Below are 15,300 nucleotides of genomic sequence, written 5' to 3' on the forward strand. Positions count from 1 at the left end.
CAGAGGTAATATCGAGCATCGGGTCGAGCGTGTAGCATCATGGAAAAATGCGTGTTGTCACGGGTATGCGTCAGATCTGAAGGAAGGTCGCAATGGATAAGCTTTCGAACATGTCGGTCTACATAAAGGTTGTCGAGATGGGCAGTTTCACTGCCGTGGCAAATCATCTGGACTCCACAGTAGGTAACGTATCGCGTGCTGTTTCTGCGCTCGAAAATGTGCTCGATGCGCGTCTGTTGCAACGCTCGACCCGGCGCCTGTCGGTCACTGATGCGGGGCGGCGGTTCTATGAGCGGTGCACGAAAATTCTGGCTGATCTTGAGAGTGCGGAAGCCGAAGCAAGCAACGCGGCCTTGCAGCCCAGGGGAACACTCCGTGTGCATTGTGTACCCGGACTGGCTCGGCATCTGGTCACGGGGGCCGTGCTGGAATACCGCAAACATTTTCCGGATGTCACTGTGGATCTATTGCTTTCCCAGCGCATGCCTAACCTGCTTGAAGACCAGCTCGATGTCTCGATTCTGATTGCCCGAACGCTGCCTGATTCGGCGTATGTCAGCCAAAAGATCGGTGTCAGCCATTGCGTTCTGGTGGCGTCACCAGACTATCTGGCTCGACATGCGCCGCCCGTGACGCCGAAGGATCTCGATGATCACCAGTGTCTGCTGCTGGGCACCGTGGACTATGTCAGGGATGAGTGGCAACTGAAGAGCAAGGCGGGCGACGCGACATTTGTCCCTGCCGGGCCAAGTTTCAGCGTGAACGATATGGATGCGATGGCGGTGGCTATTCGGGAGGGGGCCGGAATTGGGTTGCTGGCCGGGTTTACGGCGGTCGAGGATTTGCGCTCCGGGAAGCTGGTGCGGGTTCTGCCTGACTTCCATACGTATGAGCGCAACGTCTATGCCATCTACAACTCACGACAATTTGTCGATGCAAAAATCACCCGCTTCATCGACACGTTAAAGGATCGGGTTGGTCGTCAATTGGCAGCCACCGCTCAGGAACTCATCCATTGAAATACCGCGAGTCATAAGTATTTGCACCTCGACAAGACAACTTTCGAGCAGTTCGCCTAAGCGCGAGGATATGTAGCCCCCCAAAAACCACCACCGGTAGCATCGACTGGCCAATACCCAATAGTGAATTAAGCTATGAGGGCTGACTGCTTCCCGGCTCAAGTCGCTTTCAGGATACGTTAAGTCGTCTGTGTGCAATCGCCGCCCCCCGGGAGTGGCAAGCTGTAACGATGCCCCGGACCTGGTGCGCCTAGACACTTGGCCGGAGAGCGAGAATGGTGACTGGATCAGCCACGCGTCCGTGACGTGGCCCGGCACCGCAGCCAAGACTCCGGACGGTCGTCGCGTTGCGGCGGTATCGTTCGAGATGCCGAGGTACGTTTATGCCTGATGAGACGCTTCACCTGCCTCTGATTCATAGCGTGTTGCAGCGCGAAAAGGACACTCCCGGTGCCTTGCTGCCGATTCTCCACGCTATCCAGGAAGGCTGCGGGTACGTTCCCGACGCCGCCGTCCCGGAGATTGCCCATGCCTTGAACCTCAGCCAGGCTGAAGTGCGCGGCGTAATCAGCTTCTACCACGACTTCCGTACCTCGCCGCCGGCGCGCCACACGCTACGTCTGTGCCGGGCCGAGTCCTGCCAGAGCATGGGGGCCGAAGGTCTGGCTGCGCAGTTGCGTGAGCAATTGGCGCTGGATGACCATGGCACCAGTGCCGATGGCAGCATCAGCCTGCGTCCCGTCTATTGCCTGGGTGCCTGCGTCTGTTCACCTGCTCTGGAACTGGACGGCGAGCTGCATGCACGGTTAACCCCCGAACGCTTGCGCGAGCTGGTGAAGGGCTGTCTGGAGGAGGGCGCATGCTGAAGCTCTGTATCCCCCGTGATTCAGTGGCCCGCGCCGTGGGGGCGGACAAGGTCGCCGTGGCGCTGGTGAGTGAGGCCGAGCGTCGACAACTGCCGCTTGAACTGCGCCGCACCAGCTCCCGTGGGCTCTACTGGCTGGAGCCGATGCTGGAGCTTGAAACCACCGAGGGTCGGCTGGGCTTTGGCCCGATCACGCCGCAAGACGTGCCGAGCCTGCTCGATGCCCTGGCGGGAGATCCCGCCAGTCATCCGTTGGCCTTGGGGCTGGTCGAGGAAATTCCGTACCTCAAAAGCCAGCAGCGTCTGCTGTTTGCGCGTGCCGGCATCACTCAACCGCTGTCCCTGGACGATTACCGTGCCCAAGGTGGCTTTCTTGGGCTTGCGCGGGCGATCCAGATGGACGGCGCCGACGTGGTCGCCAGCGTGCTCGATTCCGGCCTGCGCGGCCGCGGTGGCGCGGCGTTCCCGGCGGGCATCAAGTGGCGCACCGTTCGAGATGCGGTAGGCGCACAGAAGTATGTGGTGTGTAACGCCGATGAGGGCGACTCCGGCACGTTTGCCGACCGTATGCTGATGGAAGGCGATCCGTTCCTTTTGATCGAAGGCATGATTATCGCGGGTATCGCGGTCGGCGCGACCATGGGCTACATCTACGTGCGTTCGGAGTACCCGGACGCGGTAGCTACCCTCAATGCCGCCCTGGGCATCGCTCGCCAGGCGGGTTATCTGGGGACGAACGTGGGCGGCAGCGGGCGCGCGTTCGAGCTGGAAGTCCGGGTGGGCGCGGGGGCCTACATCTGTGGTGAGGAAACCGCCTTGCTGGAATCGCTGGAGGGCAAGCGCGGCACCGTTCGCGCCAAACCGCCATTGCCGGCGCTGCAAGGTTTGTTCGGGCTGCCGACACTGGTCCACAACGTGCTGACCCTGGCCTCGGTGCCCGTGATCCTGGAGAAGGGCGCACAGTTTTACCGTGATTTCGGCATGGGCCGTTCCTTGGGCACGATGCCTTTTCAACTGGCGGGCAACATCCGTCACGGCGGCCTGGTAGAGCGCGCCTTCGGTTTGAGCCTGCGTGAGCTGGTGGAAGGTTATGGGGGCGGTACCGCCAGTGGGCGGCCGCTCAAGGCCGCGCAAGTGGGCGGGCCGTTGGGTGCCTGGGTGCCGCCTTCGCAGTTCGACACGCCGCTGGACTACGAGGCATTCGCCGCCATGGGCGCCATGCTCGGCCACGGTGGTGTGGTGGTTGCCGACGACAGCCTGGACATGGCCCGGATGGCCCGTTTTGCCTTGCAGTTCTGCGCCGAGGAATCCTGCGGCAAGTGCACGCCGTGCCGGATCGGTTCCACCCGTGGCGTGGAAGTGGTGGACCGCTTGATCGCCAGCACCGATGCCGCTGCGCGCCAGGAGCAGGCACGGCTGCTGCAAGACCTTTGCGACACCATGCAGTACGGCTCGCTCTGCGCCCTGGGTGGGATGACTTCCTTTCCCGTCGGCAGCGCCCTCAAGCATTTTCCCGCCGACTTCGGTCTGGCGACCACGGAGGCCGACCAATGATCAATATCTTCGACCCAAGCAGCGATATCGACCTCGGCACCCCGGCGCGTGAAAGCGACGTGCAGGTCAGCCTGACCATTGATGGCCGCGAAATCAGCGTCGCCTCTGGCACCTCGGTGATGCGCGCGGCGGCCATGCTCGGCACCACCATTCCAAAACTCTGCGCCACCGACAGCCTGGAAGCCTTCGGCTCCTGCCGCATGTGCCTGGTGGAGATCGACGGTATGCGCGGCTACCCGGCCTCCTGCACCACGCCGGTGACACAAGGCATGGTGGTGCGCACCCAAACGTCCAGACTGGCCGATCTGCGGCGCAACGTGATGGAAATGTACATTTCCGATCACCCGCTGGACTGCCTGACGTGCGCCGCCAACGGCAACTGTGAATTGCAGACGGTGGCGGGGCAGGTGGGCCTGCGCGAGGTGCGCTACGGCTACGAGGGTGCCAATCACCTGGCCGAAGCCAAGGACGTCTCCAACCCTTATTTCGAGTATGACCCGAGCAAATGCATCGTCTGTAACCGTTGTGTGCGCGCCTGTGAGGAAATCCAGGGCACGTTTGCCCTGACCATCACCGGACGCGGCTTCGATTCCCGCGTGGCAGCGGCCGGCGGTGACAACTTCCTCGACTCCGAATGCGTCTCCTGCGGCGCCTGTGTCCAGGCCTGCCCGACGGCGACCCTGATCGACAAGAGCGTTGTGGAGATTGGCCAGCCGGAGCGCAGCGTCATCACCACCTGTGCCTATTGCGGTGTAGGCTGCTCCTTCCGCGCCGAAATGAAAGGCGAGCAACTGGTGCGCATGGTCCCGGACAAGAACGGCCAGGCCAACCATGGGCACTCCTGCGTCAAGGGCCGTTTCGCCTGGGGTTACGCCACCCACCCAGACCGCATCACCAAACCGATGATCCGCAAGCACATCAGCGACCCGTGGCAGGAAGTCAGCTGGGAAGAGGCGGTCAACTACGCGGCCAGCGAATTACGGCGTATCCAGCTCAAATACGGGCGCGACTCCATCGGTGGCATCACCTCCAGCCGCTGCACCAACGAAGAAACCTACCTGGTGCAGAAACTGGTGCGCACCGCTTTCGGCAACAACAACGTCGACACGTGCGCCCGGGTCTGCCATTCGCCCACCGGTTATGGCCTCAAGCAGACCTTGGGCGAATCCGCCGGCACCCAGAATTTCGACTCGGTGATGAAGGCCGACGTGATCCTGGTGATGGGTGCCAACCCCACCGACGCTCACCCGGTGTTCGGCTCCCAGCTCAAGCGTCGCTTGCGCCAGGGCGCACGGCTGATCGTCATCGACCCGCGTCGTATCGATCTGGTGGACTCCCCCCATGCCCGTGCCGAACTGCACTTGCAACTGCGTCCGGGGACCAACGTGGCCATGCTCAATGCGCTGGCCCATGTGATTGTCACTGAGGGGCTGGTCAACCAGCCTTTTGTCGAGGAGCGCTGCGAGGCGGCGGACTTCGCCCGGTGGCGCGACTTCGTCAGCCAGCCGGAAAACTCGCCCGAAGTCCTCGGACCGGTGTGTGGCGTGCCCGCCGAGCAGATCCGCGCCGCCGCGCGGCTTTACGCCAGCGTGGACAATGCCGCTATCTACTACGGCCTCGGTGTCACCGAACACAGTCAGGGCAGCACCTCGGTGATGGGTATCGCCAACCTGGCCATGGTCACCGGCAATATTGGCCGCGAAGGGGTCGGGGTGAATCCGCTGCGCGGGCAGAACAACGTCCAGGGTTCCTGCGACATGGGTTCTTTCCCCCACGAGCTGCCGGGCTATCGGCACATTTCCAACGAGACGGTACGCGCCCAGTTCGAACAGGCCTGGAACGTGACCCTGCAACCTGATCCAGGGCTGCGCATTCCCAATATGTTCGAAGCGGCCCTGGACGGGACCTTCAAGGCGCTTTACTGCCAGGGCGAGGATATCGCCCAGAGCGACCCGAACACCCAGCACGTGACCGCGGCCCTGTCGGCCATGGAATGCGTGGTGGTGCAGGATATCTTCCTCAACGAGACGGCCAAGTTCGCCCATGTGTTCCTGCCGGGCAGCTCGTTCCTTGAGAAGGACGGCACCTTCACCAACGCCGAGCGCCGCATTTCCCGGGTGCGCAAGGTGATGGAACCGCTGGCCGGTAAGGCCGACTGGGAAGCCACCGTGGCCCTGGCCGATGCCTTGGGCTACAAGATGCACTACAACCATCCTTCGCAGATCATGGACGAGATCGCTCGCCTGACCCCTACCTTCAGCCGCGTCAGCTACGCCGAACTGGATCGTCACGGCAGCCTGCAATGGCCGTGCAACGACGCCGCGCCCGACGGCACGCCGACCATGCACATCGAGCAGTTCGTGCGTGGCAAGGGACGCTTCATGCTCACCGGCTATGTACCCACCGAGGAGAAGGTCAACAGCCGTTATCCGTTGCTACTGACCACCGGGCGGATCCTTAGCCAGTACAACGTCGGCGCCCAGACCCGACGCACCGACAACGTGGCCTGGCACGAGGAAGACCGGCTGGAAATTCATCCGACTGACGCCGAAAACCGCGGCATCGTCGAAGGTGACTGGGTCGGTATCGGCAGTCGCGCCGGGCAGACCGTGCTGCGTGCGAAAGTCACCGAGCGGGTGGCGCCAGGGGTGGTCTACACCACCTTCCACTTCCCCGAATCGGGCGCCAACGTCATCACCACCGACAACTCCGACTGGGCCACCAACTGCCCGGAATACAAAGTGACGGCGGTCGAGATCGTGCGGGTCAGCCAGCCTTCCGAATGGCAGAAGCGCTACCAGGCCTTCAGTGATGAACAGGGACGTCTGCTCAGAGAGCGTCGCCATGCCGAGAAAGCCGAGGTGCGGCGATGAGTTCCGAAAGCCTGATCAAGATGGCCAACCAGATCGCGCAGTACTTCGCCAGTGAACCGGATCACGCACAGGCGGTGAACGGCGTGCGCCAACACATGAAGAACTTCTGGACGCCGGCCATGCGTCGCCAGCTGAGTGCTTGGCAAACCGAGCATCCAGGCGCAGTACTGCATCCTTTGGTGCTGGCGGCACTGACGGAAACGACAGAGGGGGCGGTCTAGCGGGGCCTGCGATGGCGGGAACGGGCACAGCCCTGGCCGGTTCATCGTCGAAGACGTATGACAAAACCGATCAGGGCTGTGGTCAACTCAGGGATCTGTCAGTTGACAGTGATGTAGGGGTCCCAGCTGTAGTTCGGACCAATCTGGTTCAGGTTCCGGTCCAGCAGAACGAAGGTAACGGTGTACCAGAGTTTTCCTGCGTTCAGGGCCGTGGACTGCCAGAAGGTGTAGGTCACGTCAGTTTTGGCGATGCCGTGGGGGGCGCCCTTGTCCAGGTACGGCACCGGGATATTCGGGATGTTGTAGGAGATCGGGGTCGACATGGAACCTGGGTAATCACCGCCCTGGTGAGGATTGCCTTGCTGGACGTTGGTGATCAGTGCGACGCGGTCGAAGTTGCGCGACAGGGTCGTTGCGCGCCAGCGGATGTTGTCGCCGGGGTTCACGTCGATCCACAACTCGTCGCCACCTTCGCCGGTGTTGCCGCTGGCTTGCTTGTCGACCGCATCGCGGCTCACCAGCATGGCCACTGCGCCGCCGACATCGCCAGGATGGGCGATCAGGTAATCGGCATCAATCGTGACAAGCACATCAATTGTTTGGGTCGCTCCAGACATTTTGTTGCTCCTTGATCGTAGTGACATCGACGACCGCGCCCTCAAAGGGCGTCCGGGCCACCCGGTCCCTGGGTGCGGTCTCGGGGGGAACGATAGAAGACGGCTTTATGGAGTCAAATTTCGATTTCTTGACGCTGAAAAAGCGCAGCGAAGCGCGACGGCGGCATGTCCTTGATTCGGTTCCGAACCGGACATTTTCGTAAGATGCATCGGGTGAAATTCTGGCGGCATGCGTAGGTGAAGGCGCACAGCGCATGTCTGTCTTTGCCTTCAATGCCGCCACGGACACGCCGCAGGAATTGGTCAGTCGCCGTGCTCGGTCCTGCGGCTGCTGACTTCCGCCGGTACGTCATCCCCGGCCATGCGTTTGCGAAACAACGCGGCGCGGGCCAGCAACAGGGTGGTCACCGGTACCGTGATGGACAGCAGGATCGGTATCAGCCAGGCATGCAGAACCGGCGCGGACTTGAGCGCTGAAAAATAGATGATCGAGGCCAGCGCCACGCACCAGGCGCCCAATGTTGAAGCCAGGGCCGGCGGGTGCATGCGCTGGAAATAATCCTTCAAACGCACCAGACCGATCGCTCCGGCCAGGGCGAACAGGCTGCTGAGCACCAGCAGGATCGCCACGGGAATTTCGACCCACATCGACAGTTCGCCGCTCATTCAATCACCTCGCCGCGCAACAGGAACTTGGCCAGGGCGAACGAGCCGACAAAGCCGAACAGGGCGATCATCAGCGCCGCCTCGAAATAGGTGTCACTGGCGTAACGAATGCCCAGCACCAGCATCATCAGCATCGCCACGATGTACAGATAGTCCAGGGCCAGTACCCGGTCTTGCGCTGACGGTCCCTTGAACAGGCGCAGCAAGGTCAGCACCATCGTCAGGGAGAACAGGAACAGGCTCAACAGGATCGCGTTGGACAGCAATGGGCTCATTCGAAAATCTCCATCAGCGGCCGCTCGAAGGTGGTCTTGAAGTGCGTAATGAATGCCGCTTCGTCTTCCAGATCGAACACGTGCAGCAGCAGGACGCTGCGATCCAGGGCCAGTTCCGACCAGACCGTGCCGGGAATCACTGTGGTGATCATCGACAGCGCCGCCAGGCCATTGGCATCGTGCAGGTCCAGCGGCACCTTGATGAACCGCGAGCGAGGTGGGTGGTGTCCAGCGTTGATCACACTCCAGGCCACGGCCAGATTGGACACCAGCACTTCGCGACCCACCAGCAGGAACAACCGCAGCACTGCCCAGGGCCGCCGAATATGGATGGGCCTGGGGCGCAACGGGCGCATCATTAAAGGTGCCAGCACGCCCAGTGCCGCTCCCAGCAGCAGATGCCCTGCACTGAGGGACAGGTTCAACAGCAGCCAGAGCAACCAGAGTGCCAGGGACAACCACGGAGCAGGAAACAGACGTTTCATGGTTGCACCTCTGTCAGTGTGCTGTCCGCTTTCGGGCCGGGGACGGGGCGGGTAGCGAGCACCGACATCACATAATGTTCGGGGGTGTTCAGCCCGGCGGCCGCCTCCTGGGTGTAGCGCAGCAGTGGCTCGGCCTTGAAGGTCAGCGCGATGCCCAACCCCAGGAGCACGATGATCGGCAGGCATTCGGAAGGTCGCAACAAGGGGGACGGTCGTTCTTGCGGCGTCCAGAAACGCTGGATACCCAGGCGCGAGAAAGCGATCAACGACGCCAGCCCCGACAGGATCAACAGCGCCAACAAGCCCCACGCCTGGTTCGACACCGGTTCCACACTGTCCCCAAACCCCTGAGGATTGAGCAATGCGCTCATGAGCCCCAGCTTGCCGATGAACCCCGAAAGTGGCGGCATGCCCACCACCAACAGCGTGCAGGCGATGAAACTCAAGCCGAGGAAGGCCATGGTCCAGGGAATGACTTGCCCGATGACGGCTTTCTGTTCGTCATCGAGGTTGATGCCCTTGGGCGGTTGCAAGGATTCCAGTGGCCGAGGCAGGACATCGAGATCGTCCTCCAGCGACGGTTCATTGGCCGAGCGCGAGCGTTCGATCAGCTCGGCCAGCAAGAACAACGCACAGAGTGCCAGGGTCGAGCTCACCAGATAAAACAGCGCCGCACCCACCAGGTTTGGCTGGGCAAAGCCGATGGCCGACAACAGGATTCCGGCGGACACCAGGATACTCAGGCTGGCCATGCGCTCCAGGCGCTGGGCCGCAAGAATGGCGATGGCGGCACAGATGATCGTCGCCATGCCGCCGTAGATCAGCCAGTCGCCGCCGAAATATGCCGAGGCACCGGCTTGGCCGGAGAACAGCAACGTCCACAGGCGCAGGATCGTGTAGACGCCCACCTTGGTCATGATCGCGAACAGGGCCGCCACCGGCGCACTGGCGGCGCTGTAGGCCGGCACCAGCCAGAAGTTCAGCGGCCACATGCCGGCCTTGGCCAGGAACGCCACCGCCAGGATGCCCGCCCCGGCGTGCAGCAAGCCCCGGTCGGCTTCCGGCACCAGGGGCACCTTCAACGCCAGGTCAGCCATGTTCAATGTGCCGGTGACGCCATAGATCAGCGCCGCGCCGATCAGGAACAGCGAGGAGGCCAGCAGGTTGATGGAAATGTAGTGCAACCCCGACGACACCCGCGCCCGGCCCGAGCCGTGCAGCATCAAACCGTACGAAGCTGCCAGCAGCACCTCGAAGAACACAAACAGATTGAACAGATCCGCGGTCAAGAAGGCCCCATAGAGGCCCATCAACTGGATCTGGAACAGCGCATGGAAACTCGCGCCGGCGCGATCCCAGCGGGCTGTGGCGAACAGCAAGGCACTGACGCCGATGATGCCGGTCAACACCAGCATCAACGCCGACAGACGATCGACCACCAATACGATGCCGAACGGCGCCTGCCAGTTGCCCGGCAGGTACACGCCGATGGAGGCGGGCAGGGCCTGGTCCTGGGTCCAATGCAACAACAGCATGGCGATGCCCAGGCCCAGCAGGCTGGAAAACAGATTGATCCGCGCTTTGAGCGGGCGATGCTTCTCACCCAGCATGAGCATCAGCGCAGCGGTCAAAAGCGGCAGCAGGATCGGCGCGGCGATCAAATGAGGCGTCAACATCATTCCTTGGGCTCCCGACCGTCCACATGGTCCGTGCCGGTCAAGCCCCGGGAAGCCAGCAGGACCACCAGGAACAGCGCGGTCATGGCGAAGCTGATCACAATCGCAGTGAGGACCAGCGCCTGGGGCAGTGGGTCGGTGTAATGCAGCAGGTCCTGGGGTATGCCGTCCTTGATGATCGGTTCCTTGCCGATGAACAGGCTGCCCATGCTGAAGATGAACAGATTGACGCCATAGGACAGCAGGCACAGGCCCATGACCACTTGGAACGTCCGTGGCCGCAGCACCAGCCAGACCCCGGAGGCGGCCAGCACGCCGATTGCTATTGCGATGACTTCTTCCATCAGGCCGCGCCTCCCGCTACCGGTTGTGCAATGGGTTTTGGATGCAGGCCAGGCTTGTGGGCCCGCACCGACTGGTGAGCCAGGGCGGTGAGAATCAACAGGGTCGAACCGACCACCACGGCGTAGACGCCGATGTCGAAGAACAGCGCGCTGGCCAAATGAATATCACCCAGCACCGGCAACTCGAAATGCCAGGTGTGGGTGGTCAGGAATGGATAACCCACGGCCATCGCTCCAAGCCCCGTGACCGTGGCGAACAACAGCCCCGTGCCCATCCAGCGCAGCGGACGCAGGCTCATTTGCGCTTCGACCCATTGGGTGCCGGCGACCATGTATTGCAGGATGAACGCCACCGACATCACCAGCCCGGCCACGAAACCGCCACCGGGTTGGTTGTGTCCGCGCATGAACAGGTAGAACGACACCACCAGGGAGATCGGCAGCAGCAAACGCACCAGCACCGACGGCACCATCATGAACCCCAGCGCGGTATCACTGGCGTGGCGCGGGTTGACCAGGTCAGTGACCACGTCGGGCGCCAGCAGACGCTGTTGGGCCGGTAGCTGCATGCTTTCCTTGGGTGGCCGGAAACGTCGCAGCAGGGCGAAGACCGCCAGGGCCACCGCCACCAGCACCGTGACCTCGCCAAGGGTGTCGAAGCCACGGAAATCCACCAGCATCACGTTCACCACGTTGCTGCCGCCGCCCTCGGGCAAGGCCCGGCTCAGGTAAAACGATGAAATATCGTTGGGTGTCTGACGGGTCAGCATTGCGTAGGACAGCAGCGCCATGCCGCCACCCACGGCGATGGACAGCAGTAAGTCCCGCAGGCGGCGGATGCGCGCGCGTCGTTCGCTGTTGGGTCGCGGCGCTGCATCCTCGATCCGCCGGGGCAACCAGCGCAGGCCCAGCAGGATCAGCACGGTGGTGACCACTTCCACGGCCAGTTGCGTCAGGGCCAGATCGGGGGCCGAGAACCAGACGAAGGTCACGCAGGTCATCAGGCCGCAGACGCTGACCATGGTCAGGGCCGCGAGCCGGTGATACTTGGCTTGCCAGGCCGCGCCCAGGGCACAGGCAATTGCCAGCAGCCACAGGGTCACGAACACGATGGAGCCAGGGATCTTCGGCCGGTCACCCCACACCAACGTGCTGTTGAGCATCGGGATCAGCCCGGCCAGTACGGCGGCCAGCACCAGCCAGAACAGCTGCGCTTGCAGGCGCCGGGTGCTGATCTTGCGCTCCAGCCGTCGGCCCTGGCGCATCATCAGCACCAGGCAGCGCTCGAACAGCCGCTTGCCGCTGAATCGGCCAATGAACGGTGGATGCTTGATGTGGCCCAGTTTGAACTGATTGCGCAGCAGCAGATAAAGCACGATGCCGCCGGACATCGCCACCAGGCTCATGATCATCGGCGCGTTCAGGCCATGCCAGATCGCCAGGCTGTACTCGGGCAACGGGCCGCCCACCACCGGCAACGCAGCGGCGGCCAGCAACGAGCCGACCACCTGGGCCGGGAAAATGCCCACCAGCAGACAGGCGAACACCAGCAACTCCACCGGTGCTCGCATCCAGCGTGGCGGTTCATGGGGGGTATGGGGCAGGTCGGTGGCCGGGGGGCCGAAGAACACGTCCACGGTAAAGCGCAGGGAGTAGGCGACGCTGAAGGTCCCGGCAATGGTGGCGATGATGGGTAGCGCCAGCTCGACCCAGGCCGTGGCGGAGATAAACACGGTTTCGGCGAAGAACATTTCCTTGGACAGGAACCCGTTGAGCAGCGGCACCCCGGCCATCGCCGCGCTGGCGACCATGGCCAGGGTGGCGGTGAACGGAATCAGCCGCACCAGGCCGCTGAGCCTTCGAATATCGCGGGTGCCGCTTTCGTGGTCGATGATCCCGGCGGCCATGAACAGCGAGGCTTTGAAGGTGGCGTGGTTAAGAATATGAAACACCGCCGCCACCGCCGCCAGCGGACTGTTGAGGCCCAGCAGCAGGGTGATCAACCCCAGATGGCTGATGGTGGAGTAGGCCAGCAGGCCCTTGAGATCGTTCTGAAACATCGCGCAGTAGGCGCCCAGCAACAACGTACAGGCCCCGGCGCCGCCGACGATGTAGAACCATTGTTCACTGCCCGACAGCGACGGCCACAACCGCGCCAGCAGGAATACGCCGGCCTTGACCATGGTGGCCGAATGCAGATACGCCGATACCGGAGTGGGCGCGGCCATGGCATGGGGAAGCCAGAAGTGGAAAGGGAACTGCGCGCTTTTGCTCAGCGCGCCGATCAGGATCAGCGGCAGCAGGATGGGGTAGAGGGCGTGGTCACGGATCACGTTGCCGGCAGCCAGGACCTTGTCCAGGTCATAGCTGCCCACCACATGGCCGAGGATCATCACGCCGGCCAACAGGCACAGCCCGCCGGCCCCGGTCACCATCAAGGCCATGTAGGCACCGCGTCGGGCATCGGCGCGGTGATGCCAATAGCCGATCAGCAGGAATGAGAACAGGCTGGTCAGTTCCCAGAAAAACACCATCTGGATCAGGTTGCCGGAAATCACCAGGCCAAGCATGGCGCCCATGAAGGCCAGGAAAAACGCAAAGAAACGCGGTACCGGATCGTCCGGCGACATGTAGTAGCGGGCATACAGCGACACCAGCGTGCCTATGCCCAGCACCAGCATCGCGAACAGCCAGGCGAAACCGTCCAGGCGCAGCACGACATTCAGGCCCAGGCTCGGTAGCCAGAAGTACTCCTCACGAATCACACCGCCGTCGGCGATTTGCGGGTACAGCAAAGCCACCTGAACGGTGCCGACCAAGGCCACGAGGCCTGCCAGCAAGGATTCGGCGTTACGGGCGTTATGCGGCAGCAGCGCCGCGACACAGCTGCCGATGAAGGGCAAAAGCAATAGAACTATCAGTGACATAGGCTTCTATTCGGCGGGAGTTTGTCAGGGATCATACGTGGCGAGCGTCCGATCACCAACCGCCAGCCTGTCGCAGAATCCTACAAGGCCGGTGGAGTTTTCCTATTTTGCGTGGGGTAGGAGCCGCCGAAGACGGCGATCTTCCTAGAGGCAAAACTTCTCGAAAGGTTTTTCGATTGCCTCAGCGTTCGCGCTCGAGCACCTCATCCGCCTCGTTGACAATTTTGCCGCGGGTTTTCAGTTCACTGACGATCACCGCCGCCACGATCAACACCGCACCTACCAGCGCAATCGCCGGCAACCGCTCGCCGGCCAGGCGCCCGGCGATACCGGCCCACACGGGCTCGCCGGCATAGATCAGCGTGGCGCGGGTGGGCGAGACGCTTTTCTGCGCCCAGTTCATCGCCACCTGGATCGCCGCGCTGGCCGCCCCCAGGCCCACGGCGCTGATCAGCAATAGCCAGGAAAAGTCCGGAATTCTTTCCTGGGTGGGCACGACCATCAAAAATGCCAGCACCGCCGTGCTTGCCAGTTGCACCACGGTTACCCGGCGCACATCGACCTGGCCGGCGTAGGCACTGATCAGGATGATTTCGGCGGCAATGGCGATGGCGCTGATCAGCGTGGCGATTTCACCGGGGCTGAAATTCAACGATGCCCCGGCCGGGCCCGACACCAGCATCAACCCGGTGAAGGCCAGCATGATGCCCAGGCTCGGCATCAAGCCGGGCCGACGGCCCAGCACCAGCCACTGCAACAGCGGCACGAACGGCACGTAAAGTGCGGTGATGAACGCCGATTGGCTGCTGGGAATGGTCTGCAGGCCGACGGTCTGCAAGCCATAGCCGAGCATGATCGCCACGCCGATGAAGCTCCCGGCCTTGAGTTCGAACAGGGTCAGGTCCCGCAGATGCCGCCACGAAAACAGCGCGACAAAGGCAGCAGCGGCGGCAAACCGCAGGCCCACGAAAAACATCGGCCCGCTGACCGTCATGGCGTGTTGCACCAGCAAGAAAGTCCCGCCCCAGATCATGGTGATCAGCACCAGCACGCATTCGGCCTTGCTGAACCTTGAGAAACGGGAGGAAGCTTGAGGGGAGTTCACCGATGCCATGACCTTGCGCGCCACTTGAGGCGGACGCACAATGCGCCCGAAGAAGGTGGGCAGTATAATGCGCAACCCCAGCAGATGAGCAATATAGTGCACAAAGAAAACGGCCAGCGGGCATCCGTCCTGCAACACGTCAGCCAGAACGTCCGCCGCCTGCGGCACGCCGCGCAGCTCAGTCAGACAACCCTGGCCGAACTTTCAGGGGTCAGCCGGCGCATGTTGGTGGCCATCGAGGCCGGCGAAAAGAACGTCAGCCTGACCACCCTTGACCGTGTCGCCGAAGCCCTCGACGTGGCCTTTAGCGACTTGATTCAGGCCCCCGATGCCCGCGACCCGAGTCGCATCAACGAACTGGCCTGGGCCGGTACCATCCCCGGCAGCAAAGCCGTGCTGCTGGCCAAGGCCACCGCCAGTCGCGAAGTCGAACTTTGGGAATGGCGCCTGGAGCCCGGTGAGCATTACCCATCCGAACCTGATGCCGATGGCTGGAGCGAGCAGCTCTATGTGTTCGAAGGCTGCCTGACCCTGACGCTGGGCAGCGCAGAGCACCAGATAGGCGCCGGTGAGTTTTTCATGTTTGCCAGCAACCAGCCCCATGCCTATCGCAATGAGGGTCCGGTGGCGACGAGATTCGTACGCAACGTGGTGATTTGATTCCTGGAGAGCG

14 protein-coding genes are annotated in these 15,300 nt (G+C 62.5%); 6 read left to right on the top strand and 8 right to left on the bottom strand.

All coding sequences use genetic code 11. From position 1 onward, the window contains the following. Positions 1–92: 92 nt before the first annotated feature. The 5 genes from BW979_RS15815 to BW979_RS15835 all read left to right on the top strand — a co-directional run bounded on the left by BW979_RS15815 (position 93) and on the right by BW979_RS15835 (position 6,532). Positions 93–1,019 carry a LysR family transcriptional regulator gene (locus BW979_RS15815; RefSeq protein WP_047225710.1) on the top strand — a complete coding sequence of 309 codons (927 nt, stop codon included), beginning with the start codon at positions 93–95 and terminating at the stop codon, positions 1,017–1,019. Positions 1,020–1,402: 383 nt separating this feature from the next. Continuing rightward, entirely contained in the window at positions 1,403–1,885 is a 483-nt protein-coding gene (locus BW979_RS15820) for a formate dehydrogenase subunit gamma (protein WP_047225711.1), read from the top strand. Further along, positions 1,879–3,438 carry a formate dehydrogenase beta subunit gene (locus BW979_RS15825; protein WP_076384377.1) on the top strand — a complete coding sequence of 520 codons (1,560 nt, stop codon included), beginning with the start codon at positions 1,879–1,881 and terminating at the stop codon, positions 3,436–3,438. Before BW979_RS15820 ends, BW979_RS15825 begins: the two co-directional genes overlap by 7 nt. Then, complete coding sequence (fdhF, locus tag BW979_RS15830) at positions 3,435–6,311, top strand: formate dehydrogenase subunit alpha (protein ID WP_076384379.1); 2,877 nt, start codon at positions 3,435–3,437, stop codon at positions 6,309–6,311. Before BW979_RS15825 ends, fdhF begins: the two co-directional genes overlap by 4 nt. Then, positions 6,308–6,532, top strand: a complete 225-nt coding sequence (locus BW979_RS15835; protein ID WP_076384381.1) for a formate dehydrogenase subunit delta — start codon at positions 6,308–6,310, stop codon at positions 6,530–6,532. Before fdhF ends, BW979_RS15835 begins: the two co-directional genes overlap by 4 nt. A 98-nt stretch (positions 6,533–6,630) precedes the next feature. Here the strand turns inward: BW979_RS15835 and BW979_RS15840 are convergent, their stop codons facing one another. The 8 genes from BW979_RS15840 to BW979_RS15875 form a co-directional block, all read right to left on the bottom strand. Beyond that, positions 6,631–7,149, bottom strand: a complete 519-nt coding sequence (locus BW979_RS15840; RefSeq protein WP_047225715.1) for an AidA/PixA family protein — start codon at positions 7,147–7,149, stop codon at positions 6,631–6,633. A 303-nt stretch (positions 7,150–7,452) separates the two neighbouring features. After that, positions 7,453–7,815: a Na+/H+ antiporter subunit G gene (locus tag BW979_RS15845; RefSeq protein ID WP_076384383.1), complete on the bottom strand. Its 363-nt coding sequence runs from the start codon at positions 7,813–7,815 to the stop codon at positions 7,453–7,455. Further along, positions 7,812–8,090 (bottom strand): K+/H+ antiporter subunit F, encoded by a 279-nt coding sequence (locus BW979_RS15850; protein ID WP_047225717.1) that lies wholly within the window; start codon positions 8,088–8,090, stop codon positions 7,812–7,814. The genes BW979_RS15845 and BW979_RS15850 overlap by 4 nt, the downstream gene beginning before the upstream one ends. Continuing rightward, a complete protein-coding gene (locus BW979_RS15855; protein ID WP_047225718.1) occupies positions 8,087–8,575 on the bottom strand; it encodes a Na+/H+ antiporter subunit E in 489 nt (162 codons plus the stop codon). The genes BW979_RS15850 and BW979_RS15855 overlap by 4 nt, the downstream gene beginning before the upstream one ends. After that, on the bottom strand, positions 8,572–10,254 hold the full coding sequence (locus BW979_RS15860) for a monovalent cation/H+ antiporter subunit D (protein ID WP_047225719.1): 1,683 nt from the start codon (positions 10,252–10,254) through the stop codon (positions 8,572–8,574). The genes BW979_RS15855 and BW979_RS15860 overlap by 4 nt, the downstream gene beginning before the upstream one ends. Next, positions 10,251–10,595, bottom strand: a complete 345-nt coding sequence (locus BW979_RS15865) for a Na+/H+ antiporter subunit C (protein WP_047225720.1) — start codon at positions 10,593–10,595, stop codon at positions 10,251–10,253. The genes BW979_RS15860 and BW979_RS15865 overlap by 4 nt, the downstream gene beginning before the upstream one ends. Next, a complete protein-coding gene (locus BW979_RS15870; RefSeq protein ID WP_047225721.1) occupies positions 10,595–13,522 on the bottom strand; it encodes a monovalent cation/H+ antiporter subunit A in 2,928 nt (975 codons plus the stop codon). The genes BW979_RS15865 and BW979_RS15870 overlap by 1 nt, the downstream gene beginning before the upstream one ends. A gap of 181 nt (positions 13,523–13,703) precedes the next feature. After that, entirely contained in the window at positions 13,704–14,729 is a 1,026-nt protein-coding gene (locus BW979_RS15875; RefSeq protein ID WP_047225722.1) for a DMT family transporter, read from the bottom strand. Here BW979_RS15875 and BW979_RS15880 point away from each other — a divergent pair. After that, positions 14,724–15,287 carry a helix-turn-helix domain-containing protein gene (locus BW979_RS15880; protein WP_047225723.1) on the top strand — a complete coding sequence of 188 codons (564 nt, stop codon included), beginning with the start codon at positions 14,724–14,726 and terminating at the stop codon, positions 15,285–15,287. The genes BW979_RS15875 and BW979_RS15880 overlap by 6 nt on opposite strands. Positions 15,288–15,300 lie beyond the last annotated feature (13 nt).

Source organism: Pseudomonas sp. A214 (genome assembly GCF_900156295.1).
GTDB classification, from domain to species: Bacteria; Pseudomonadota; Gammaproteobacteria; order Pseudomonadales; family Pseudomonadaceae; genus Aquipseudomonas; species Aquipseudomonas rhizophila.

Coding starts and splice junctions, on each gene's coding strand:
- BW979_RS15870 (WP_047225721.1), bottom strand. CDS start 13,522: ATGTCACTGATAGTTCTATTGCTTTTGCCCTTCATCGGCAGCTGTGTC.
- BW979_RS15815 (WP_047225710.1), top strand. CDS start 93: ATGGATAAGCTTTCGAACATGTCGGTCTACATAAAGGTTGTCGAGATG.
- BW979_RS15865 (WP_047225720.1), bottom strand. CDS start 10,595: ATGGAAGAAGTCATCGCAATAGCAATCGGCGTGCTGGCCGCCTCCGGG.
- BW979_RS15860 (WP_047225719.1), bottom strand. CDS start 10,254: ATGATGTTGACGCCTCATTTGATCGCCGCGCCGATCCTGCTGCCGCTT.
- BW979_RS15855 (WP_047225718.1), bottom strand. CDS start 8,575: ATGAAACGTCTGTTTCCTGCTCCGTGGTTGTCCCTGGCACTCTGGTTG.
- BW979_RS15850 (WP_047225717.1), bottom strand. CDS start 8,090: ATGAGCCCATTGCTGTCCAACGCGATCCTGTTGAGCCTGTTCCTGTTC.
- BW979_RS15840 (WP_047225715.1), bottom strand. CDS start 7,149: ATGTCTGGAGCGACCCAAACAATTGATGTGCTTGTCACGATTGATGCC.
- BW979_RS15845 (WP_076384383.1), bottom strand. CDS start 7,815: ATGAGCGGCGAACTGTCGATGTGGGTCGAAATTCCCGTGGCGATCCTG.
- BW979_RS15825 (WP_076384377.1), top strand. CDS start 1,879: ATGCTGAAGCTCTGTATCCCCCGTGATTCAGTGGCCCGCGCCGTGGGG.
- BW979_RS15820 (WP_047225711.1), top strand. CDS start 1,403: ATGCCTGATGAGACGCTTCACCTGCCTCTGATTCATAGCGTGTTGCAG.
- fdhF (WP_076384379.1), top strand. CDS start 3,435: ATGATCAATATCTTCGACCCAAGCAGCGATATCGACCTCGGCACCCCG.
- BW979_RS15835 (WP_076384381.1), top strand. CDS start 6,308: ATGAGTTCCGAAAGCCTGATCAAGATGGCCAACCAGATCGCGCAGTAC.